Annotated in this window: 19 protein-coding genes; 8 read left to right on the top strand and 11 right to left on the bottom strand. The window is 64.3% G+C overall.

What is annotated here, in order from left to right; genetic code table 11:
* Window positions 1-36: 36 nt before the first annotated feature.
* Window positions 37-735 carry a fumarylacetoacetate hydrolase family protein gene (locus tag JG747_RS18850; RefSeq protein ID WP_202362312.1) on the top strand — a complete coding sequence of 233 codons (699 nt, stop codon included), beginning with the start codon at window positions 37-39 and terminating at the stop codon, window positions 733-735.
* 11 nt (window positions 736-746) lie between these two features.
* A complete protein-coding gene (gene maiA / locus JG747_RS18845) occupies window positions 747-1,397 on the top strand; it encodes a maleylacetoacetate isomerase (protein ID WP_064984329.1) in 651 nt (216 codons plus the stop codon).
* A gap of 3 nt (window positions 1,398-1,400) precedes the next feature.
* Here maiA and JG747_RS18840 read toward each other — a convergent pair whose 3' ends face one another.
* The gene (locus tag JG747_RS18840; protein WP_202359799.1) at window positions 1,401-2,645 is read right to left on the bottom strand and encodes an MFS transporter; all 1,245 of its coding nucleotides are present in this window, start codon (window positions 2,643-2,645) and stop codon (window positions 1,401-1,403) included.
* Window positions 2,646-2,744: 99 nt separating this feature from the next.
* Between JG747_RS18840 and JG747_RS18835 the strand changes: the two genes are divergently transcribed.
* Together JG747_RS18835 and JG747_RS18830 are read left to right on the top strand one after the other, a co-directional pair.
* Window positions 2,745-3,206, top strand: coding sequence for a winged helix-turn-helix transcriptional regulator (locus JG747_RS18835; protein WP_202359798.1), 462 nt, complete (start codon window positions 2,745-2,747; stop codon window positions 3,204-3,206).
* A gap of 207 nt (window positions 3,207-3,413) precedes the next feature.
* Window positions 3,414-4,454, top strand: coding sequence for a zinc-dependent alcohol dehydrogenase family protein (locus JG747_RS18830; protein ID WP_202359797.1), 1,041 nt, complete (start codon window positions 3,414-3,416; stop codon window positions 4,452-4,454).
* A 21-nt stretch (window positions 4,455-4,475) separates the two neighbouring features.
* Here JG747_RS18830 and JG747_RS18825 read toward each other — a convergent pair whose 3' ends face one another.
* The gene (locus tag JG747_RS18825) at window positions 4,476-5,339 is read right to left on the bottom strand and encodes a DMT family transporter (protein ID WP_038647307.1); all 864 of its coding nucleotides are present in this window, start codon (window positions 5,337-5,339) and stop codon (window positions 4,476-4,478) included.
* Window positions 5,340-5,445: 106 nt separating this feature from the next.
* On the opposite strand from JG747_RS18825, the gene JG747_RS18820 reads away from it, so the two are divergent.
* Complete coding sequence (locus JG747_RS18820; RefSeq protein ID WP_069092342.1) at window positions 5,446-6,864, top strand: aminotransferase-like domain-containing protein; 1,419 nt, start codon at window positions 5,446-5,448, stop codon at window positions 6,862-6,864.
* 2 nt (window positions 6,865-6,866) lie between these two features.
* Here JG747_RS18820 and JG747_RS18815 read toward each other — a convergent pair whose 3' ends face one another.
* Window positions 6,867-7,757, bottom strand: a complete 891-nt coding sequence (locus JG747_RS18815; protein WP_202359796.1) for a LysR family transcriptional regulator — start codon at window positions 7,755-7,757, stop codon at window positions 6,867-6,869.
* A 128-nt stretch (window positions 7,758-7,885) separates the two neighbouring features.
* Between JG747_RS18815 and JG747_RS18810 the strand changes: the two genes are divergently transcribed.
* Window positions 7,886-9,346: an MFS transporter gene (locus JG747_RS18810; protein ID WP_202359795.1), complete on the top strand. Its 1,461-nt coding sequence runs from the start codon at window positions 7,886-7,888 to the stop codon at window positions 9,344-9,346.
* A gap of 192 nt (window positions 9,347-9,538) precedes the next feature.
* Here JG747_RS18810 and JG747_RS18805 read toward each other — a convergent pair whose 3' ends face one another.
* The 3 genes from JG747_RS18805 to JG747_RS18795 all read right to left on the bottom strand — a co-directional run bounded on the left by JG747_RS18805 (window position 9,539) and on the right by JG747_RS18795 (window position 12,119).
* A complete protein-coding gene (locus tag JG747_RS18805; RefSeq protein WP_019858617.1) occupies window positions 9,539-10,036 on the bottom strand; it encodes a MaoC family dehydratase in 498 nt (165 codons plus the stop codon).
* Window positions 10,037-10,294: 258 nt separating this feature from the next.
* Window positions 10,295-10,723 carry a phasin family protein gene (locus JG747_RS18800; protein WP_202359794.1) on the bottom strand — a complete coding sequence of 143 codons (429 nt, stop codon included), beginning with the start codon at window positions 10,721-10,723 and terminating at the stop codon, window positions 10,295-10,297.
* Between the two features lie 100 nt (window positions 10,724-10,823).
* Window positions 10,824-12,119, bottom strand: a complete 1,296-nt coding sequence (locus JG747_RS18795) for a DUF445 domain-containing protein (RefSeq protein ID WP_202359793.1) — start codon at window positions 12,117-12,119, stop codon at window positions 10,824-10,826.
* A gap of 312 nt (window positions 12,120-12,431) precedes the next feature.
* On the opposite strand from JG747_RS18795, the gene rirA reads away from it, so the two are divergent.
* The gene (gene rirA, locus JG747_RS18790; RefSeq protein WP_019858621.1) at window positions 12,432-12,893 is read left to right on the top strand and encodes an iron-responsive transcriptional regulator RirA; all 462 of its coding nucleotides are present in this window, start codon (window positions 12,432-12,434) and stop codon (window positions 12,891-12,893) included.
* A 154-nt stretch (window positions 12,894-13,047) separates the two neighbouring features.
* Here the strand turns inward: rirA and JG747_RS18785 are convergent, their stop codons facing one another.
* Genes JG747_RS18785 through hemP form a run of 5 tightly spaced genes read right to left on the bottom strand, consistent with a single transcriptional unit; the run spans window position 13,048 to window position 17,182 of the window.
* Complete coding sequence (locus JG747_RS18785) at window positions 13,048-13,839, bottom strand: heme ABC transporter ATP-binding protein (protein WP_202359792.1); 792 nt, start codon at window positions 13,837-13,839, stop codon at window positions 13,048-13,050.
* 23 nt (window positions 13,840-13,862) lie between these two features.
* The gene (locus JG747_RS18780; protein ID WP_202359791.1) at window positions 13,863-14,966 is read right to left on the bottom strand and encodes a FecCD family ABC transporter permease; all 1,104 of its coding nucleotides are present in this window, start codon (window positions 14,964-14,966) and stop codon (window positions 13,863-13,865) included.
* A gap of 11 nt (window positions 14,967-14,977) precedes the next feature.
* Window positions 14,978-15,880, bottom strand: a complete 903-nt coding sequence (locus tag JG747_RS18775; protein WP_019858625.1) for a heme/hemin ABC transporter substrate-binding protein — start codon at window positions 15,878-15,880, stop codon at window positions 14,978-14,980.
* An 11-nt stretch (window positions 15,881-15,891) separates the two neighbouring features.
* A complete protein-coding gene (locus tag JG747_RS18770) occupies window positions 15,892-16,953 on the bottom strand; it encodes a hemin-degrading factor (protein ID WP_019858626.1) in 1,062 nt (353 codons plus the stop codon).
* 22 nt (window positions 16,954-16,975) lie between these two features.
* Window positions 16,976-17,182 (bottom strand): hemin uptake protein HemP, encoded by a 207-nt coding sequence (gene hemP / locus JG747_RS18765; RefSeq protein WP_019858627.1) that lies wholly within the window; start codon window positions 17,180-17,182, stop codon window positions 16,976-16,978.
* A 200-nt stretch (window positions 17,183-17,382) separates the two neighbouring features.
* On the opposite strand from hemP, the gene JG747_RS18760 reads away from it, so the two are divergent.
* Window positions 17,383-19,572, top strand: a complete 2,190-nt coding sequence (locus JG747_RS18760) for a TonB-dependent hemoglobin/transferrin/lactoferrin family receptor (protein WP_027046932.1) — start codon at window positions 17,383-17,385, stop codon at window positions 19,570-19,572.
* Window positions 19,573-19,576: the final 4 nt, after the last annotated feature.

Here is a 19,576-nt window from a genome sequence, read left to right as displayed (position 1 = left end):
GCCGCCATCATCCCAATAGCCAACGCAGAGACCGCCATGACCGCCTTTGTCCTTCCCGTGCCGCCAACGCCTTCAGTCGCCATCAGCGGGTCGGCCGAGCGCTTTGCCGTGCGGCGGATTTTCTGCGTCGGCCGCAACTATGCGGCGCATGCGCGCGAGTTCGGCAATGACGAGCGCGATCCGCCCTTCTTCTTCACCAAGCCATCCGACGCCGTGGTCGATTCCGGCACCGTGATCCCCTACCCGCCGCTGACGGCCAATCTGCACCACGAAATCGAGCTGGTGGCCGCGATCGGAAAAACAGGCTTCCGCATTGCGCGTGAGCGGGCGCTGGACCACGTCTGGGGTTACGGCGTCGGCATCGACCTCACCCGCCGCGACCTCCAGGATGAGGCCAAGAAGGCGGCGCGGCCCTGGGACTGGTCTAAGGCCTTCGACCATTCCGCCCCTTGCGGCCCGCTGGTGCCCGCGCAGAAATCGGGGCACCCGACGAAGGGGCGTATCTGGCTTGCCGTAAACGGCGCGGTGAAACAGGATGCCGACCTTAGCGAGCTGATCTGGCCGATAGCAGACATTGTCTCAATCTGCAGCGAAGCAGTCGAATTGCAAGCCGGCGACCTGATCTTCACCGGCACGCCCGCCGGCGTCGGCGCGGTCAAGCGCGGTGAGACGATGACCGGCGGCGTCGACGGCATCGGCACGATCGAAGTGACGATCGGCCAACCGCGGTCGTGAACGACAAAGCCATGAGCGACATCGTCCTGCACAATTATTACCGTTCCTCCACCTCCTACAGAGTGCGGATCGCGCTGGAGATGAAGGGGCTGAGCTATGACTACGTCCCGCACCATCTGCGCCATGGCGAGCATCTGGAACCGGCCTATCTCGCGGTCAACCCGCAGGGGCTGGTGCCGGCATTGGTGCTCGACGACGGCACGCTATTGACGCAGTCGCTGGCGATCATCGAATATCTCGACGAGGTCCAGCCCACGCCGCCGCTGCTGCCGAAGGACTCGCTTGGCCGGGCGCGCGTGAGAATGCTGGCGCAGATGATCGCCTGCGACATCCACCCGGTGAACAATCTGCGGGTGCTGACCTCGCTGCGCACCTTGTTCGGCGCCGGCGACCAGGACATCACCAACTGGTTCCGCCACTGGGTGAACGAAGGCTTTCAGCCGCTTGAAAAGATCCTAGCGTCCTCACCTCAGACCGGAACATTCTGCCACGGCGAGGCGCCGGGGCTCGCCGATATCTGCCTGGCGGCACAGATCACCAGCAACGCCCGTTTCGGCGTCGACCTGACGCCCTACCCGACGATCACCCGCATCAACGCCGCCTGCATGGCGCTGCCGGCCTTCCAGAAGGCCGCGCCGCAGAACCAGATCGATGCGGAGTAAGGCCTACTGGCCAACGCGCAGCGTCAGTGCCCAGACCAGCAACGCCAGCAGGCCGATGCTGGCGCCCAGCACACAGACGCCGCTCCAGCCCATGGCGCCATAGGTCATGGTCGAGGCGATGGAGCCGAGCGCGCTGCCGAGCGAATAAAAGATCATGTAGCCGCCCACCAGGCGGCTGCGTGCATGAGGCCGGCGCGAAAAAATCAGGCTCTGATTGGTGACGTGGACGGCCTGGATCGCCAGATCCAGCATGACGATGCCGGCGACAAGCAGCCACAGCGACACGCCCATGAAGGCGATCGGCAGCCAGGCCGCCATCATCAAAAGCAGGCTGAGACCGGTGACCATCTGGCCGCGCCCGCGATCGACGAGGCCGCCTGTCCAGCGAGCACCGAGAGCGCCGGCGACCCCGGCAAGGCCGAACAGCCCGATCTCGGTATGCGAGAGTGAAAATGGCGCGGCGCTCAGCGGCAGCACCAGTGGCGCCCACAGCACGTTGAAGCTGGCGAAGATCAGCATGGCGAGCACCGCGCGCACGCGCAGCAGCGGCTCCTGCACAAACAGTAGCACCACCGAGCCGAGCAGGCGCGGATAGGGCGTGCGTGGGCGCTCCGCCTCGTGGCGCGGCAGGATGAGGTAGAGTACCAGCGCCATGATGAGCGTCAGCGCCGCCGAGACCAGATAGACCCAGCGCCAGCCAGCGAAGTCGGCGATGACGCCGGCAACGAAGCGGGCAAGCAGGATGCCAAGGATGACGCCGCTGGTGACGGTGCCGACCGCCCGCCCCCGCTCGGACGGCACGGCGAGGTCGGCGGCGTAGGCCACCAGCACCTGAACCACAACGGCAAGCAGTCCGACGACAGCAAGGCCTGTCAGCAGCATTGCAGCGCTCGGTGCAATCCCGACAGCACTCAGCGCGACGGCGGACAGGACTGCCTGAACCGCGATCAGCTTGCGACGATCGAACAGGTCGCCCAGCGGCACGATGAAGAACAGGCCGAGCGCATAGCCGATCTGCGTGACCGTCACCACGATGCCGACCGAGGCGGGCGCGATGGCGAAATCATGCGCGATGGCATCGAGCAGCGGATGAGCGAAATAGACGTTGGCAACACTCAGGCCACAGGCAATGGCGAAGACCAGCGCCGTCATGCCGGACAGTCCCAGTGGTGACGCTGGTGTTGCCTGCAGCAGCCTGTCGGACCGCTCCGCTCCTGCTGCCACGCCGTTCACCACCTGCAGATTCATGTCGCTCTCCACAATAGGTTTCAACTTGAAACCACTTGCTGGATAGGCAGAACAGTTTTATCTTGCAACCAGAATGATCTATCTGGACCAACGATTGCCATGGTGAAACGAACGAGCCACCACGAAGCGGATTGCCTGATCGCGCGGCCGCTGGACGCGATCGGCGACTGGTGGTCGCTGCTCATCGTGCGCGATGCCTTTGACGGCTTGCGCCGCTTCGGCGAGTTCCAGAAGAGCCTCGGCGTCGCCAAGAACATCCTGTCGGCGCGGCTGCGCAATCTGGTCGCACACGACATACTGGAAACGGTTCCCGCGCCCGACGGCAGCGCGCACCACGAATATGTGCTGACGCAGAAAGGGCGCGGCCTGTTCTATGTCCTGGTCGCCTTGCGGCAATGGGGTGAGACCTATTTCTCCGGGCCGGGCGAGCCCTACACCTTCATGGTCGATACGCGGAGCGGCCGGCCGATCAGGCGCCTGGAGGTGCATGCCGAGGACGGGCGGCTGCTGGCGCCCGGCGACACAAGGCTCGCCGATTTCCGCGACCAGGAAAACGGCTGACCGCCCTGGCACGTTCGGCGGACTGGCCAGGCTGGCGGAATCGATTTCCGTTTGACCGGCCAGGGAATCGGCTATCGTTTCCCCAGAGCAATTCCAGGAAAAGTGTGATGCGGTTTTCCCACAGGGATTGCGTCAAAACAATGAGATAGATCGGTTCTTCGTTTCCATGAAACGAAGAACCGATCTATCGCGCAGGTGGAGTGACCGATGAAAGCCGTCGTCTTCGAGAAATTCGGCGAAGCGCCGACGATCCAGACCGTTCCCGATCCGAAGCCGGCCACCGATGGCGTCGTCATCAAGGTCGAGGCGACGGGGCTCTGCCGCAGCGACTGGCATGGCTGGATGGGCCATGATGACGGCATCACCTTGCCGCACGTCCCGGGCCATGAGCTGGCGGGCGTCGTCGTCGCCGCCGGCAAGCAGGTCAGCCGCTGGAAGGCCGGCGACCGCGTGACGGTGCCGTTTGCCGTCGGCTGCGGCCGCTGCTTCGAATGCAGCTCGGGCAATCATCAGGTCTGCGAGCACCAGACGCAGCCCGGCTTCACCGGCTGGGGCTCGTTCGCCGAATATGTCGGCATAGAGCATGCCGACACCAACCTGGTGCGCTTGCCCGAGGAGATGGAATACGCCACCGCCGCCAGCCTCGGCTGCCGCTTCGTCACCTCGTTTCGCGCCACCGTCGACCAGGGGCGGGTCAAGCCCGGCGAATGGGTGGCGGTGCATGGCTGCGGCGGCGTCGGCCTGTCGGCAATCATGATCGCCAGTTCGATGGGCGCCAATGTGATCGCCATCGACCTCACCGACGAGAAGCTGGAGTTCGCCAAAAAGATCGGCGCCGTAGCGACGATCAATGCGTCGACGACGCCGAATGTGGTCAAGGCGGTCAAGCAAATCACCAATGGCGGCGCGCATATGTCGATGGACGCGCTCGGCCACCCCACCACCTCGTTCAACTCGATCGCCAATCTGCGCCGGCGCGGCCGCCATGTGCAGGTCGGCCTGATGCTGGGCGAGCACGCCCGCCCGCAAGTGCCGATGGACAAGATCATCGCCTTCGAGCTCGAAATCCTCGGCAGCCACGGAATGCAGGCCTACCGCTACCAGGCGATGATGGAGATGATCCGCAACGGCAAGCTCAAGCCCGAACTTCTGGTCGGCAAGAAGATCAGCCTCGACGAGGCGCCCGCGGCGCTGATGGCGATGGGTGGCTTCGAGGGCATTGGCATCGGGGTGGTGACGAAGTTCTAGGCGCGGGGCTCGCTTCCCGAACTAACGCGCGAACTTCTTCGCCCCGAACACGCAGGCTACCACGCCGAGCGTGACAACCACCATCAGCGGGCTGACCTGCTCGTGCAGCAGGCTCGCCGCAAGCGCCAGGCCGAAGAAGGGCTGCAACAACTGCAATTGGCCGACCGCCGCGATGCCGCCTTGCGCCAGGCCGCGGTACCAGAAGACGAAGCCGATCAGCATGCTGAACAGCGAGACATAGGCGAGCCCGATCCAGGCGTGGGAGCCGACGGCGGCAAAGGATTGCGGCAGGGTCGCGAAACTCAGCACCAGCATGATCGGCAGCGACAACGTCAGCGCCCAGCAGATCACTTGCCAGCCGCCGAGCCTTCGCGACAGCGCGGCGCCCTCGGCATAGCCCAGGCCGCAAACGACGACGGCGGCGAGCATCAGGCCGTCGCCGACCGGCGAGGCGGTCACGCCCTGCGTCAGCGCGAAGCCCGCGACCAGCGCGCTGCCGATGCACGAAAACAGCCAGAACGCCGGACGGGGGCGATCGCCGCCACGCAGGACGCCGAAGATCGCGGTCGCCAGCGGCAGCAGGCCGATGAAGATGATGGAATGGGCCGAGGTGATGTGCTTGAGCGCCAAGGCGGTCAACAAGGGAAAGCCGACGACCACGCCTAGCGCCACGATCACCAGCGACACGAGATCGCCGCGCTGCGGACGTTTCTCCCGAAACAGCAGCAGCATCGCCAGCCCAAGCATTCCGGCAATCGCGGCCCGGGCTGATGTCACGAAGGTCGGATCGAAATCCATGACCGCCACACGCGTCGCCGGCAGCGAGCCCGAGAAGATCAGCACGCCGATAAATCCGTTCACCCAGCCGCTCGCGGTCTTGTCCATTGCACGCTCCATTGCTTTCGCCCTCTATCGGGCGGATGCCCATGGCGCGGCTAGAGACAATGCGGTACAATTTCACGAAACTGTAATGGCATATTGAGCAGTACAGATGACTGGCCTCGCCTTGGAAACTGATGGCGCGCGAACCCTGGGTACCCCCACTCTGGTCGAAAGCGTCATGGCGACCATTCGCCAGCGGATTGCCGCGCGCAGCCTGACACCGGGAGCCCGGTTGCCGTCGATCCGCGCCTTCGCCCAATCCATGCAGGTGTCCAAATCCACCGTGGTCGAAGCCTATGAGCGGCTCGTCGCCGAGGGCACGATCCGCTCCCGGCGGGGCTCGGGTTTCTATGCCGCCGGCTCGCTGGCGCCGCTGTCGCTGGCCGAGATCGGTCCCCGGCTCGACCGTGCCGTCGATCCGCTCTGGGTATCGCGCCAGTCGCTGGATGCCGGCGACGAGGTGTTGAAACCCGGCTGCGGCTGGCTGCCGGCCTCCTGGATGCCGCAGGCCGCGCTGCGGCGGGCACTGCGCACGGCAGCGCGCGCCGACGATGCCGCGCTTGCCGATTACGGCACGCCGCTTGGCCTGCCGCCGCTGCGGCAACTCTTGGCGCGGCGCATGGCCGGGCATGGCATCGAAGTCTCGCCTGAACAGATCATGCTGACGGACTCGGGCACGCAGGCCATCGACCTGTTGTGCCGGCTCCTGATCGAGCCCGGCGACACGGTGCTGGTCGACGACCCCTGCTATTTCAATTTCCACGCTTTGCTGCGCGCCCACCGCGCCAAGGTGGTCAGCGTTCCCTACACACCGTCTGGGCCAGATATCGAACTGTTCGCGCATGCGCTCGCCGAGCATCGGCCGCGCCTCTACATCACCAACGCCGCGATCCACAACCCGACCGGGGCGATCCTGTCGCCGGTCACCGCGCACCGCTTGCTGAAGCTCGCCGACCAGTCGGACCTGACCATTGTCGAGGACGACATCTTCGCCGATTTCGAACATGCCCCTGCCCCGAGGCTGGCGGCCTTCGATGGCCTGAACCGCGTCGTCCAGATCGGCAGTTTTACCAAGACGCTGTCGGCGTCGGTGCGCTGCGGCTTCATCGCAGCGCCCCGCGACTGGATCGAGGGCCTGACCGACCTCAAAATCGCCACGACCTTCGGAGGCGGACGGCTGGCCGCCGAACTGGTCCTGATGCTGCTGAAGGATGGCAGCTACCGCAAGCACATGGATCTGCTGCGCGCCAGGCTCGCGCGCGCCATGGCCGAGACCGTCGCCCGCCTGAGGGCGATCGGCATCACGCCGTGGATCGACCAGCCGGCCGGTCTGTTCCTGTGGTGCGGCCTGCCCGACGGCGTTGACGCGGCCGAAGTCGCACGCCGGGCGCTCAGCGACAATGTCGTGCTGGCGCCCGGCAACGCGTTCAGCCTGTCGCGGACGGCCAGCCGTTTCCTGCGCTTCAACGTCGCCCAGTGCGAAGATCAGCGGATCTTCAAGGTGCTCGAGGCGGCAATGGCGCGCTGATCTCAGCGACTTGCACAGACCTCCCGCACGCAGTCACGCAACCAACGTTGCGCCGGGTCGGCATCGAGGCGCGGATGCCAGAGCATCGAAATGGTGACTTCCACCGTAGTGACCGGCAGCGGAAAACTGTGCATGCCGGCGCGCGCGCCGGCCGTGTGCCGCTCGGGCACGCTGGCGATCAGTTCCGAGGCGCGCGCCATGGCGAGCGCGGCCGAGAAACCCGAGACCATGCACACCACCGTCCGCTGCAAGCCAAGCCCGCCCAGCGCCTCGTCGATCGGTCCCTTCTCGCGGCCGCGCCGCGAAACACTGATGTGCCGGCCCGCCGCATAGCGCTCGGGCGTCACAATGCCCTCGCTCAGCGGATGGCCTGATCGGACAGCGCCGATGAAGCGGTCGCGAAACAGCGCCTGGATGCGCACTTCGGGTCCGGTTTCGCCGGCGACGCCGATTTCCAGGTCGATCGCCGCCTCGCGCAGCGACATCACATCCTTGTCAGACTTCGGCGCGAAACGTAGCCGCACGCCAGGCGCTTCGGCCCCGATGCGGGCGACAAGGCGAGGCCCGAACTCCTCGACGAACCCGTCGTTGGTGCGCAGCGTGAACACCCTGTCCAGGCTTGAAAGATCAAGCAATTCGGCTGGGCGCAGCAGCGCCTCCGCGTCCTGGACGACAGGACCGACTTGGCGGCGCAACTCCTCCGCGCGCGGCGTCGCCACCAGGCCGCGGCCGGCCCGCACCAGCAGAGGATCGCCCGTTGCCTCGCGCAGCCGCGCCAGCGTCCGGCTCATCGCCGAGGGGCTGAGCCGCAGACGGCGTGCTGCGCGGGCCACGCTGCCTTCCGCCAGCAGCACGTCGAGAGCAAAGAGCAGATTGAGATCGGGCGTCGTCATTTGCGGATCCTAGCATCATATGGCGTCTCATGCACTGATATGATGCAAATGCTGCGCCTTCCGCCATATCAGCTGCGAGACTAGATCACCATTGGCTCCGCTTTCGGAGCGAACGGAAAGGAGATCGCATGGCAGTCGCCGCGCAAAATCCGGTTGGGCTGGTGTCAGCTCAGCAACAGAACCAATCGATCGCCTGGGCGCTGGCAAGCCTGTCGCTCGCCACGCTGCTGTCGTCGCTGGGAACCAGCATTGCCAGCGTCGGGCTGCCCTCGCTGATGCAGACGTTCGCAGCGTCGTTCCAGGCCGTGCAATGGGTGGTTCTGGCCTATCTCCTCGCCATCACCACGTTGATCGTCAGCGCCGGGCGGCTGGCTGACATGTTCGGGCGCCGGCCGTTGCTGCTCGGCGGCATCGCGCTGTTCACATCGGCATCGGTGCTCTGCGGCCTGGCGCCAACGCTTTGGCTGCTGATCGCTGCACGGGCCGTGCAGGGGCTGGGCGCGGCGCTGATGATGGCGCTGACGCTGGCCTTTGTCGCGGAGACGGTGAGCAAAGAGCGGACCGGCAGCGCCATGGGCCTGCTCGGCGCCATGTCGGCGATCGGCACGACGCTCGGCCCTTCGCTCGGCGGCCTGCTGATCGCCGGCCTCGGCTGGCGCGCGATTTTCCTGGTCAATGTCCCGCTGGGCCTGCTGACCTTCGCCCTCGCCTGGCGTGCCTTGCCGGTCGGCAACAAGAACGCGCAGGCCGCTCAAGGCAAGTTCGATGCGATGGGCACCGTCCTGTTGGCACTGACGCTGGCCGCCTATGCATTGGCCATGACGCTTGGCCGGGGCCATTTCGGTCCGCTCAACATCGGCCTGCTGGTCGCTGCCGCTCTCGGCATCAGTCTATTCGCCATCGCCCAGAAACGGGTGAAGAACCCATTGGTCCAACTCGCCAGCTTCCGGGATCAGCGGCTCAGCGCCAGCCTGGTCATGAGCCTGATCGTCGCCACGGTGATGATGGCGACCCTAGTGGTCGCTCCCTTCTATCTGTCGCGTGGGTTGGGACTCGATGCCGCGATGGTCGGCGTGGTGCTTTCGACCGGGCCGCTTGTCTCGGCCCTGTCGGCGCTGCTGGCCGGGCGGCTCTCCGATCGCTTTGGAGCCCACAGGACAATGGTCGCAGGCTTGCTCAGCCTCACCACGGGCACATTCCTCCTGTCGCTTTCGCTGACTAGGCTTGGCATTGCCAGCTATGTCGTTCCCATCACTGTCACCTGCTTCGGCTACGCCCTGTTCCAGACTTCCAACAATGCGGCCGTCATGAGCGGTGTCGGCGCTGGCGAACGCGGTGTCATATCCGGCCTGCTCAACCTGTCGCGCAATCTCGGCCTCGTCACCGGCGCATCCCTGATGGGCGCCATCTTCGCGGCTGCGTCGGCCGGTGCCCGACAAGGAACAGGACAGGATGTTCTGAGTTCCGCCGCAGCCGCCCGTGGCATGCAGGTCACCTTCGAGACGGCAACGGCGCTGGCGCTGGTGGCATTGCTGCTCGCGCTGCTCTCGGCCCGTGTCGCAGGTCGCGTGGAGTCCGTAGTTTCATGAGGCACGATCTGCTTGGCGATGGAAGCGTAATGTCCGTCAGATGCCGCGCAGAGACTGTTTCGAAATTCGCTCTGGCGAGTCATATGGTGGTGGTTTCGAGAACCGGAGCGCAGCGGACTTTTGGTCCGTGAGCACCGGAAGCGCAGAAAACGCCATCAGATGGCCGCCAGAGTAGAATTTCCAAGCAGGCTCTCAGGCCCCTGCCCGTTTGCGGCGCTCATAGAGCATGACCAGCGTTTCCGCCGTCAGCGCCGGCTTTTCCTCGCCTTCGATCTCGACCGTGTTGGCTGCCTTCATCAGATATTGGCCAGGCCCCCTGTCTTCCATGGAAAGCAGGACCGTACGCAGCCTGATGCGGGCGCCGACCCTCACGGGCGCCAGGAAACGCACCTTGTCGAAGCCATAGTTGAAGGCGGCCTGGGTGTTTTCCGGCACGATGCCCATGCCGAGCGCCAGCGCGCCGATGATCGACAGCGTCAGATAGCCATGCGCGATCGTGGTGCGAAACGGGCTTTGTCGCCGCGCGCGTTCAGGGTCGACATGGATCCATTGGTGGTCGCCGGTGCATTCGGCGAACTGGTTGATACGGTCCTGATCGACCGTGGTCCATTCCGAGACGCCGAGCTCCTGCCCGGACATCGTTCTCAACTGCTCATAGGTCGGCGGCGTTTTAGGCCGTATTTCGTTCATTCCTGCTTTCCCGATCGCTTGCCGTGCCTCCGGACCACGAACGGATGGCCCCTGTCAATTCACCCCTTGTGAATCGGTTCCGTCGAACTCCGGCTGAACCGTGCCATGCCTTGCCGCGCAATGGCAGGCCGAATTCGGATTTTCGCACGTTCCAGGGGCGCCGACGCTTATAACGTGGCGCGAATGCAACTATGCGCAGGGTTGCGAAACTGCAAACCGGCATGTCCCGCCCAAGACGAAACGACAGGCCGCGGAAGCCTATTTCTGCCCGTAGCCGGCGCGGATTTCCTCCATCGCCTCCTTGATGCGTGCACGCAGGATTTCGATCGATTCGGTTCCGGATTTGCGAGCCAGTTCAGCCACTTCACCGGCATTCTTAAGCGCCGCCTCGAACGATTTCCGGGCGAACTCCGTCTGCTTGGCCATCAGTTCCTGCGGATTGCCCGGCGCGCGGTAGCTCTGCGCCATGTCGGCGATTTCGCGCAGTGTGTCCTGCAGCAGTTCACGCTGCCTCGACAACAGCGAGGTCGCGCCGGCGGCGCCCGCTCGCGCCGATTTCTCCAACGCTTCGAGGTTCTTGCGGTGATGGGCAAGGATCGCCTCGACATCGACATTGGGCACCTTCAGGTCGCGGCCGAACCTGCCGAACATGTCCATGAAGGAATCGGATTCCGGTTGTTTTGCCATGATGTCTCCCCTTAGCCGCAAATGCGGATACCCTCGCCGGGAGCATAGCACTCGGCTGCCGTGTGTCCATTTCGAAGACGGGCCTGACGATCAATGCGCATCAATTGACCGGGAGCAGCAGCTCGATCGTGTAGAGCACGATACCCGCCAGCCCGCCGATGATCATGCCGTTGAAGCGGATATATTGCAGGTCCCGGCCGATGTTCATCTCGATCAGCCGCGTCAGTTGCGCCAGGTCCCAGCGTTTGACCTGATCGGCGATGAATTTCGACACACCGCTCTTCTGGCTTTCGACGAAGGAGGCCAGCGCCACGACGAACCCCTGGTTCATGTCGGCCCGGATCTGCGCATCGCCGGCGAGATGGCGGCCGACCTCGACGAACATGTTGGCGAGATGCGCCCGGATCACCGAATTCGGCGCCTTGGCATCCTGCTCGATGAACAGGCTGAGGCTCTGCCACATATCGCCGGCCAGCGCCCTGACTTCGGGTCGGGCGAGGAAATCATGCTTCATCTTCTCGGCACGCTTTGCATATTGCCTGGACGTCCGCAGTCGCTCGACGAAGCCTTGCGCAAAACGATCGAACTCGGCGCGCATCGGGTGGTCGGGATCGGCGCGCACCTCGTCGAGCAAGGAACCCGCCGAGGCGACGATCTTCTTCAGGAGATAGGCATCGGCCCTGAACAGGTTGAACAGCGACGGCAGCTCCTCGCGGATCTTCTCGCGCATCGTCGCCAGCGCCTGCTCGTCGTTGAGGAAGCGGCCGACCACCTTGATGAACTCGTCGAACAGTTTTTGATGACGGCGGTCATCGGTAAGCGCCGACAGCAGTTCCGCCGCCAGCGGCGCCAGCGGCACCTTTTCGATCTGCTCGAGCATGCGGCTGGTGACGAAGCCGCGCAGGCCGGACTGCTCGACCGCGGCAAGTGTCTGCGGCACCAGCCGAACGACGAAGCGCGACAGGCCGGCGGCGCGTTCGGCATCGGTCAGCCAATCGGCGACGAGTGCCGCAAAATCGACCTCGGCAAGCTTTTCCCGCACCGGCTCAGGCGCCAGGAAATTGGCCTCGATGAAGCGGCCGAGATTGTCGGCGATGCGATTCTGGTTTTCCGGGATGATGGCGGTGTGCGGGATCGGCAGCCCGAGCGGGCGCCTGAACAACGCCACCACCGCGTACCAGTCGGCAAGACCGCCAATGGTCGCCGCCTCGGCGAAGGCGGCGACGAACCCCAGCCACGGATAGGTGCTTTGGAACGACTTGGCCAAGGCGAACAACAGCACGCAAAGCCCCAGCGCCGCCGTGGCGATGAATTTGGTGCGGCGCAACGCCGAGAGCTTGACGGCCGCGTCAGCATCGAAACGGACAGGCGCCAGGGACGGAGCCGATTGTGACATGGATGAACTGCTCCTCGTCGATCTCAGGTCGACCTCAGGTCGATCTCGGGGGTCGATCTCGGGCCTATCTAGGGTTTCATCAGCCGGAATGCCCGTTGTGGCCGGTTTTCCCAGCGTTTGGCCGGGCTGCGCACATAAAGTTGACGAGAATATTCATCTATGATGCCCGGCTAGTCTGGAATTGTTCCAAGGTATAGGCCATATTCGGATCGAGGCCAGCGCGGCGAATCCGAAACTCCGGGATCAGAGCCGCGGCGGCGAAGTTCGGGAATCCGGCATGGTTGCACCGCGCCGGCGCGTAGTGAGGACGAAATGCGGCTTACACGCCAGACCAATTATGCCATGCGCATCCTGATGTACTGTGCCGCCAACAATGACCGGTTGAGCCGCATTCCCGAAATCGCGGCCGCCTATTCGGTGTCGGAACTGTTCCTGTTCAAGATCCTGCAGCCGCTGGTCGAGAATGGACTGGTCGAGACGGTGCGCGGCCGGAATGGCGGCGTCAGGCTTGGCCGCGCGGCTGAGGCGATCAGCCTCTTCGACGTCGTGCGCGTTACCGAGGAAAGCTTCGCCATGGCCGAATGCTTCGAGAACGATGCCGCCGAATGCCCGCTGGTCGACAGCTGCGCGCTGAATTCGGCGCTGCGCGAGGCCCTCAACGCCTTCTTCGCCGTGCTCGCCCGCTACACGATCGCGGACATGGTGGCGGCAAGGCCGAACGTGCGCAACCTGCTCGGCATCGACATGCTGGAGCGCCGCGCCCCGGCCGCGTGAGCAAGTCTCCCCGCGTCTGGCTAGGTCTGTTGAGATTCAGGTCAGGCCGAGTCGAGAATGGCGGGTTCCGAGAACCGGAACGGAGCGTACGTTTGGGGACGTGAGTACTGGAAGCGCAGGAAACCGCCATTCGCAGGCCGGCCTCACCTGAATATCAATAGACCGCTGATTGAGGCAACACGAACGGCATGTTGCCGACCGGCAGCACGCCGACCCTGAGCCGGCAATCGAACACTTTTTCGATCAGGTCATCGCTCAGCACGTCCTGTGGTGAACCGGTGGCCACGAGCCGGCCGCGATGCATGACGAAGATCCGGTCGGCATACATGGCCGTCAGATTGAGGTCGTGCAGGATGGCGACCACGCCCCCGCCCCTTTTGGCAAAATCACGGGCGATGTTCATGATGATCAGCTGATGCTTGATGTCGAGGCTGGAAACCGGCTCGTCGAGGAACAGGTAGCGCGGCTTGCCGTCGAGCACCGGCGCCCAGACCTGGCACAGCACGCGCGCAAGCTGGACGCGCTGCTGCTCGCCGCCCGAAAGCTCCTGGTAGAAACGTCCGGCAAAACCGTCGAGGTCAACGCGCGCCAGCGCCCGCTCCGGCAGCCGAGCATCCTCGCCCGGCAAGGTGCCCGAGCGCCCGCCGACAAGGCCGAGCCTGACCACCTCGCGCACCGTGAACGGGAAGGAAAGCGTCGTCGCCTGCGGCAGCACCGCGCGATGCACCGCCATCTCGGCCGGCTTCATCGACGAAAGATTTCGGCCGTTGAGAGCGACGCGCCCGGTAGAGGCGCGCTCGCCCGACAACGCCTTCAGGAAGGTCGTCTTGCCCGAACCGTTGGGACCGACGATGGCCGCTATTTCGCCAGGCCGCGCATCGAAATCGACACCACCGACGATGCGCTTGCCGGCGATATCGACGGAAACGTCCCTTGCCTCGATCATCAAAGCCTCACAGGTTCCAGGTCTTAGAGATCGACCACGACGCGCTTGCGCAGCAGTATCCACAGGAAGAACGGCGCACCCACGATCGCGGTGACGATGCCGATCGGCAATTCGGCCGGCGCCACGACGGTTCGTGCAACGGCATCGGCCAACAGCAGCAGCGAGGCACCGAGCAGCGCCGAGGCAGGCAGCAGATAGCGATTGTCCGGACCGATCAGCAGCCGCAGCAGATGCGGCACGACGATGCCGACAAAGCCGATGCCGCCGCTGACCGCGACGGAGGCGCCGACCGCCGCCGAGACACCGATGATCGCCGTGTATTTCAGCCGCTGCACCGGTATGCCGAGATGGCCGGCGGTCGCCTCGCCCAGCGCCAGCGCATTGAGGCCGCGCGCCAGGAATGGCATCGCCCCTAGCGCCAGTATAATGATCGGCCCGACTGAACCGATCTTCGCCCATGTCGCGCCGCCCAGCGATCCGAGTGACCAGAATGTCAGGTCGCGCAGCTGGCGATCGTCGGCCATGAAGATGAGGATGCCCGTCAACGCCATGGCAAGGGCTGCCAGCGCGATGCCGGCGAGCAGCATGGTGGCGACCGAGGTTTGGCCACGTCGCGTCGCGACCTGATAAAGCACCAGGGTCGAGGCAAGGCCACCGAAGAAGGCCGCCAGCGGCAGCGCAAGCGTGCCGAGCAAGGCCGTCACCGGCGCCAGCACCGTGATGCCGAGCACGATGATGGCCACCGCGCCGAGGCTGGAGCCGGCGGAAACGCCGATCAGGCCGGGATCGGCCAGCGGATTGCGAAACAGCCCCTGCATGACGGCGCCCGAGACCGCGAGCGCCGCACCGACCAGCATGCCGAGGATGATGCGCGGCAAACGGATGTCGTAGATGATCAGGCTGTCACGGGTGCTCAGCGCCGCATCGCTCGGAATGGCCCCAAGCAGCCAGTCCCCGAGGACGCTGACGGCCGAAGCATCTGATGCCCCCGACGTGAGCGACAAAGATATGGCGGCCGCGAGCCCGAGGCACAGCAACAGGATGACGATGCGGGCGCGGCCCGAGCGGTCGCCCTCGGATGCATTCGCCATCACCTTCACCGGGCCGGCGATCGATTGATCGACCATGATCCGCCCGCTCAGTCCGTGACTTCAGCGCCATAGAGCGAGACGGCGAGGTCGTGAATGGCGTCGGCGGTGCGCGGCCCGAAGCCGAGCAGATAGCCGCCATCGATGCGGATCAGCTTGCGCGCGACCCCTGCCGGCGTCGAGGCAACAGACGGGTTGCCGAACAATTCGTCGTCCGACACTGGCGGCCCGGCATTGCTCATCATCAGGATCACGTCGGGCCTGGCGGTGATGATTGCCTCGTCGGACATCTGCTTGTAGCCGGAGAAACCGTCGACGGCGTTGACTCCGCCCGCCAGCTTGACCATGCCGTCGGCCGCGGTTTCGCTGCCGGCCGCCAGGATCTTGCCGCCCTGTACCGACAGCACGAACAGAATGCGCTTGCGCTCCTTGATCGACGCCGTCTGCTTTTCGGCTGATATCAGCTTGGCATCGAGTTCCTTGGCCAGCACCTCGGCCTTGGCATCGACGCCAAGCGCCTTGCCGACGATGCGGACCTTCTCGAGGATGCCGTCGTGGCTATAATGTTCAGGCACCTCGATGAAGGGGATGCTGGCCTTCTTCAGCACGTCGACGGCTTCCTTGGGGCCACTGCCGTGCAGCGCCAGGATGCCGGTCGGATTGACCGACAGCACGCCTTCCGGCGACAGCGCGCGCATATAGCCGACATCGGGCAAGGCGAGCGCCGCTTTCGGATAATTGCTGGTGGAATCGCGCGCCACCAGATGTTTCTCCTCGCCAAGCGCATAGACGATTTCGGTGATCGAACCGCCTATGGCGGCGATCTTCGACGGATCGGAGAAGACCGAGACGCCCTCGGCGGCGCCGGCCGGCTGCAGCGCGGCAACGGAAAGGCCGACGATCGGCGCAAGCATCGATAGGCGCATCGCCGGCAGGGTAGGGAAAAACCGCATCACACTGTCCCTCACGCTGCCGTCGGGCTCGGAATACGCGGCAGGTTCTCGGCCAGGAACCGCCAATCGTCGCGCTCGCTTTCGCCTTCATGGCGCTTGCCGAAGAACTGGATGATCATCTCGCCTTCGGCGCCAAAGACCTCGAGCGATGTGACATGGCCATCCTTGGTCGGCTTGCGCACCGCCCAGACTTCATGGATGTGGTCGGTGCGCAAATGCAGGTGGAAGGTTTCATCCAGCACATTGATCCACGGCCCCATCGGCTTGATCGACTTGACCGGTCCGGAATGGATCTGGATGCAGCCGCGGTTGCCGACGAAGCACATGATCGGCAGTTCGCCTTCGGCGGCGTGGTGAAACATGGCGCGGACCGCGTCATTGTCGAGCAGCCAGGCATAGTCCGTTCCGATCATGCGCACCGCCTGACGGCGGCTGAGCTTGAGCGTTTTCAGCATGCCGAAGAACTGGTGCACGTCGGTCAGCCGGCTCCAGCGGTCGCGCAGATCGTCAAGGTTGGCGGTCGTCGCCGTGGCCTCGCCCTCATTATCGGAGGCATGCCCGGAGATGGCGATCGTCGGTTCCTGGTTGGACGATTCCAGCGAAGCGACCAGCTTCTGGTAGGCATAGAGGCTGGAGGCCGGCCGCAGATGCACCTTGTGCACCGCCTCGCCCGCCCCGTCGAAGAACTGCAGGCTGCGGCGGATCTCGTCGCCGTCGCGCTTCTCCACGGCAAAGCCATGCGCCCAGACCTTCGGGAAGACGCGCAGGTCGATATTCTCGCCAAGCACCATGGCATTGTGGTTGCCGGCAACGACCTTGTCGTAGACGCCAATCTTTTCGTGAACGGCGCTTTCGTTGCGGGTCAGCGCCATCACCTCGCCGACCGCCTCGAGCCCGGTCAAGAGGTCGTTGACGCGCGGTTCGATGCGAACGACGCCGTCGCCGCAATGCGCGGCGACCAACTCGGCTTCCGAAATGCCGAGTTGGGCGGCCAGGTCACGCTCCCGCGATTTCGGATCTTCTGTCCGTGCCCGCCGGATTTCATGCGGGGCGGGTTTTACGCGCTGGTCCATGTCTTACCCCTACTGCCTTGCCTTACTTGTTGAGAATGAGCTTGCCCTGCCGGGTGATCTTCAGCCGGTAGAGTGCGCCATGATGCTCGATGCCGATCTCGTGCTCGCCCTGGAACAGCGTGTTGCTGGAGAGCGTTCGCACCGCCAGCGGGATCCGATCGAAGCGGCTGTAGGCATCATCGGAACGGCGGACGCGATAGCGAAAATCGTTGGGATTGTGCGTGTTCATCTGGGTCGATCCCTTTCCTGTGCCGGGCACCTGGCTAAGCGTTGCGAAATTGCCGATTCATTTCTTGACTTGAATAATCATGTTTACTAGTCAGTGCAATACCGGAGTAAACGAGTCAACATTTAAGACGCCGGACACGATGAAAAATGCCAGCGAGCCCCAGGCCAGCCAGCACGAAACCTGGAATCTGGAGTTGGGGCATGGGGTTTTTGAACTGGGAACTGCGCGGCCGGTCGGCGGCGAACGGTGTGGCGGCCTTGTTGGCGAGCGTGGCGGCGATCGCCCTATCGGCACCATCGGCGCATGCACAACAGGCAACGCAGCCGGCGGGCAAGCAGACGGATCAGTCGCAGCAGGCTGACCAGGAAAAAGCTGCCCCTGCGGGCGCAACGCTGCTCGACAAGATTTTGGTTATCAGCCGCACCGGCGAAACGGCGATAGAATCACTGGCCTCGGCCAGCCATGTCGACCAGGAGCAACTCGCCCGCCGCATGGCGACGACGCCGAACGAGATGCTGCTGGGTGTGCCCGGTGTCGCGACACAGGCCGACGCCAGACGCGTCAGCACCAGTATCAACATTCGCGGCCTCCAGGATTTCGGCCGCGTCGCGGTCATCGTCGATGGCGCACGCCAGGATTTCCAGCGTTCGGACCATGGCACCCAGTCGACCTTCTACATCGACCCCGAACTCGTCAAATCCGTCGATGTGATCCGTGGTCCGGTCGCCAACACCTATGGATCGGGCGCCATCGGCGGCGTGATCTTCTTCGACACCAAGGACGCCGCGGACTTCCTCAAGCCGGAGGAAACATGGGGGGCTTCGGTAACCGGACGCTATGAGAGCAACGGCAAGGGCTGGACCACCAGCGCCACCGGCGCCTACCGTTTCAACGAGAACTGGGACACACTCGGCAACATCGTCTACCGCACCTACGACAACTACAAGGATGGCGGCGGCGACACCGTCAACGGCACCGGCTTCGACGTGCTGAGCGGCCTGCTCAAGACCAGCATCCGGCCGACCGAGAACAGCGAGTTGAAACTGGGCTGGGTCGGCTCAAGCGACGGCTGGGACGAAACCAGCGGCGGCGTGCCGGTCAACGACGTCGACCTGAAGTCGAACACGTTCACCGCCCGTTACAACATCACGGACGAGGACAAGAGCTGGCTCGATCTCCACATCAACACCTCGTACAACAAGACCAATCTCGACCTGACCAGCCTTGTCCCGCAAAATCGGTTTGATCCCATAACGGGTCTTCCCACTGTCCTGCCGGCGGGGTCGCAATCGACTTTCGACGTCGGCACCACGGGTATCGACATCTGGAACACATCGCGCTTCGAAACAGGTGGCATCGCCCACGAATTGACCTATGGCGGCGACTGGGTCGGCGACGATGTGAAGACGGGCGGTACGGCCGGCGGCGACAGTTTCTACACGCCTTCGGGCAAGCGCAACGTGTCCGGCGCCTATGTCCAGGACAAGCTCACCTGGGACTGGCTCGAAGTCATCGCCGGACTGCGCTACGACAATTACAGCCTGAAGGACAGCACGCGCGAGACCTCGGGCGACCGGCTGTCGCCGCGCATCACCGTCGGCGTCTCGCCGTTCGAAAGCGCCGGCCTTGCCGGCCTGCAATTCTACGGCACCTACGCCGAAGGCTATCGGTCGCCGTCGCTGACGGAGACGCTGATCAGCGGCAACCACCCGGCGGGCGTCACCTTCCCGTTCCTGCCCAATCCCAATCTGCGGCCTGAGACCGGCAAGACGACGGAATTCGGCATCAACTACAGGCAGAACGACATCTTCGAATCCGGCGACGCGCTTCGCGTCAAGGCGGCCTACTTCCACAACAATGTCGATGACTATATCGATGGCGTGACCCTGTCGCCGTTCGCTCCAGGCAGCGGCTGCCCGTTCGGGCCCGGCATTCCGATCTGCTTCCAGTATCAGAATTTCGCCCAGGCCAAGATCGACGGCTTTGAGCTGGAAGGCGTCTACGACGCCGGATGGGGCTATGCCGGGCTTTCGGCCTCGATCACCAATGGCCACACCATTTCCTACAAGGGTGTGGAAGCCGATCTCGCCACCATCCCGTCCTCCCAGGTCACCGCCCAGCTCGGGCTGCGCTTCCTCGAGGACAAGCTGACCGTTGGTGGTGAGGTTCAGTACAATGGCAAACCAAAGGGCAATGCGGTGGCCGAGGACTACACGCTGGTCAATGCCTTCGCCACCTACCAGGCGACAGACAATCTGAAGGTCGATTTCCGCGCCGACAATCTGTTCGACGTCAAATACGCCAACCCGCTGAACGGCAGCACGACAGTCGCGGTCTATGAGCCGGGCATAACGCTGAAACTGGCGGCAACAATGCGATTTGGAGGCTGATGGC

It is taken from the genome of Mesorhizobium sp. 131-3-5, from assembly GCF_016756575.1.
Classification (GTDB): Bacteria; Pseudomonadota; Alphaproteobacteria; order Rhizobiales; family Rhizobiaceae; genus Mesorhizobium; species Mesorhizobium jarvisii.
Note: the sequence above shows the minus strand (reverse complement) of the source record. Positions and strands in the feature narration are given on the sequence as shown.

What these genes read in the sequence shown, in the direction of transcription:
- JG747_RS18850 (WP_202362312.1), top strand. Translation starts at nt 37, where the DNA reads ATGACCGCCTTTGTCCTTCCCGTGCCGCCAACGCCTTCAGTCGCCATC.
- maiA (WP_064984329.1), top strand. Translation starts at nt 747, where the DNA reads ATGAGCGACATCGTCCTGCACAATTATTACCGTTCCTCCACCTCCTAC.
- JG747_RS18840 (WP_202359799.1), bottom strand. Translation starts at nt 2,645, where the DNA reads ATGAATCTGCAGGTGGTGAACGGCGTGGCAGCAGGAGCGGAGCGGTCC.
- JG747_RS18835 (WP_202359798.1), top strand. Translation starts at nt 2,745, where the DNA reads ATGGTGAAACGAACGAGCCACCACGAAGCGGATTGCCTGATCGCGCGG.
- JG747_RS18830 (WP_202359797.1), top strand. Translation starts at nt 3,414, where the DNA reads ATGAAAGCCGTCGTCTTCGAGAAATTCGGCGAAGCGCCGACGATCCAG.
- JG747_RS18825 (WP_038647307.1), bottom strand. Translation starts at nt 5,339, where the DNA reads ATGGACAAGACCGCGAGCGGCTGGGTGAACGGATTTATCGGCGTGCTG.
- JG747_RS18820 (WP_069092342.1), top strand. Translation starts at nt 5,446, where the DNA reads ATGACTGGCCTCGCCTTGGAAACTGATGGCGCGCGAACCCTGGGTACC.
- JG747_RS18815 (WP_202359796.1), bottom strand. Translation starts at nt 7,757, where the DNA reads ATGACGACGCCCGATCTCAATCTGCTCTTTGCTCTCGACGTGCTGCTG.
- JG747_RS18810 (WP_202359795.1), top strand. Translation starts at nt 7,886, where the DNA reads ATGGCAGTCGCCGCGCAAAATCCGGTTGGGCTGGTGTCAGCTCAGCAA.
- JG747_RS18805 (WP_019858617.1), bottom strand. Translation starts at nt 10,036, where the DNA reads ATGAACGAAATACGGCCTAAAACGCCGCCGACCTATGAGCAGTTGAGA.
- JG747_RS18800 (WP_202359794.1), bottom strand. Translation starts at nt 10,723, where the DNA reads ATGGCAAAACAACCGGAATCCGATTCCTTCATGGACATGTTCGGCAGG.
- JG747_RS18795 (WP_202359793.1), bottom strand. Translation starts at nt 12,119, where the DNA reads ATGTCACAATCGGCTCCGTCCCTGGCGCCTGTCCGTTTCGATGCTGAC.
- rirA (WP_019858621.1), top strand. Translation starts at nt 12,432, where the DNA reads ATGCGGCTTACACGCCAGACCAATTATGCCATGCGCATCCTGATGTAC.
- JG747_RS18785 (WP_202359792.1), bottom strand. Translation starts at nt 13,839, where the DNA reads ATGATCGAGGCAAGGGACGTTTCCGTCGATATCGCCGGCAAGCGCATC.
- JG747_RS18780 (WP_202359791.1), bottom strand. Translation starts at nt 14,966, where the DNA reads ATGGTCGATCAATCGATCGCCGGCCCGGTGAAGGTGATGGCGAATGCA.
- JG747_RS18775 (WP_019858625.1), bottom strand. Translation starts at nt 15,880, where the DNA reads ATGCGGTTTTTCCCTACCCTGCCGGCGATGCGCCTATCGATGCTTGCG.
- JG747_RS18770 (WP_019858626.1), bottom strand. Translation starts at nt 16,953, where the DNA reads ATGGACCAGCGCGTAAAACCCGCCCCGCATGAAATCCGGCGGGCACGG.
- hemP (WP_019858627.1), bottom strand. Translation starts at nt 17,182, where the DNA reads ATGAACACGCACAATCCCAACGATTTTCGCTATCGCGTCCGCCGTTCC.
- JG747_RS18760 (WP_027046932.1), top strand. Translation starts at nt 17,383, where the DNA reads ATGGGGTTTTTGAACTGGGAACTGCGCGGCCGGTCGGCGGCGAACGGT.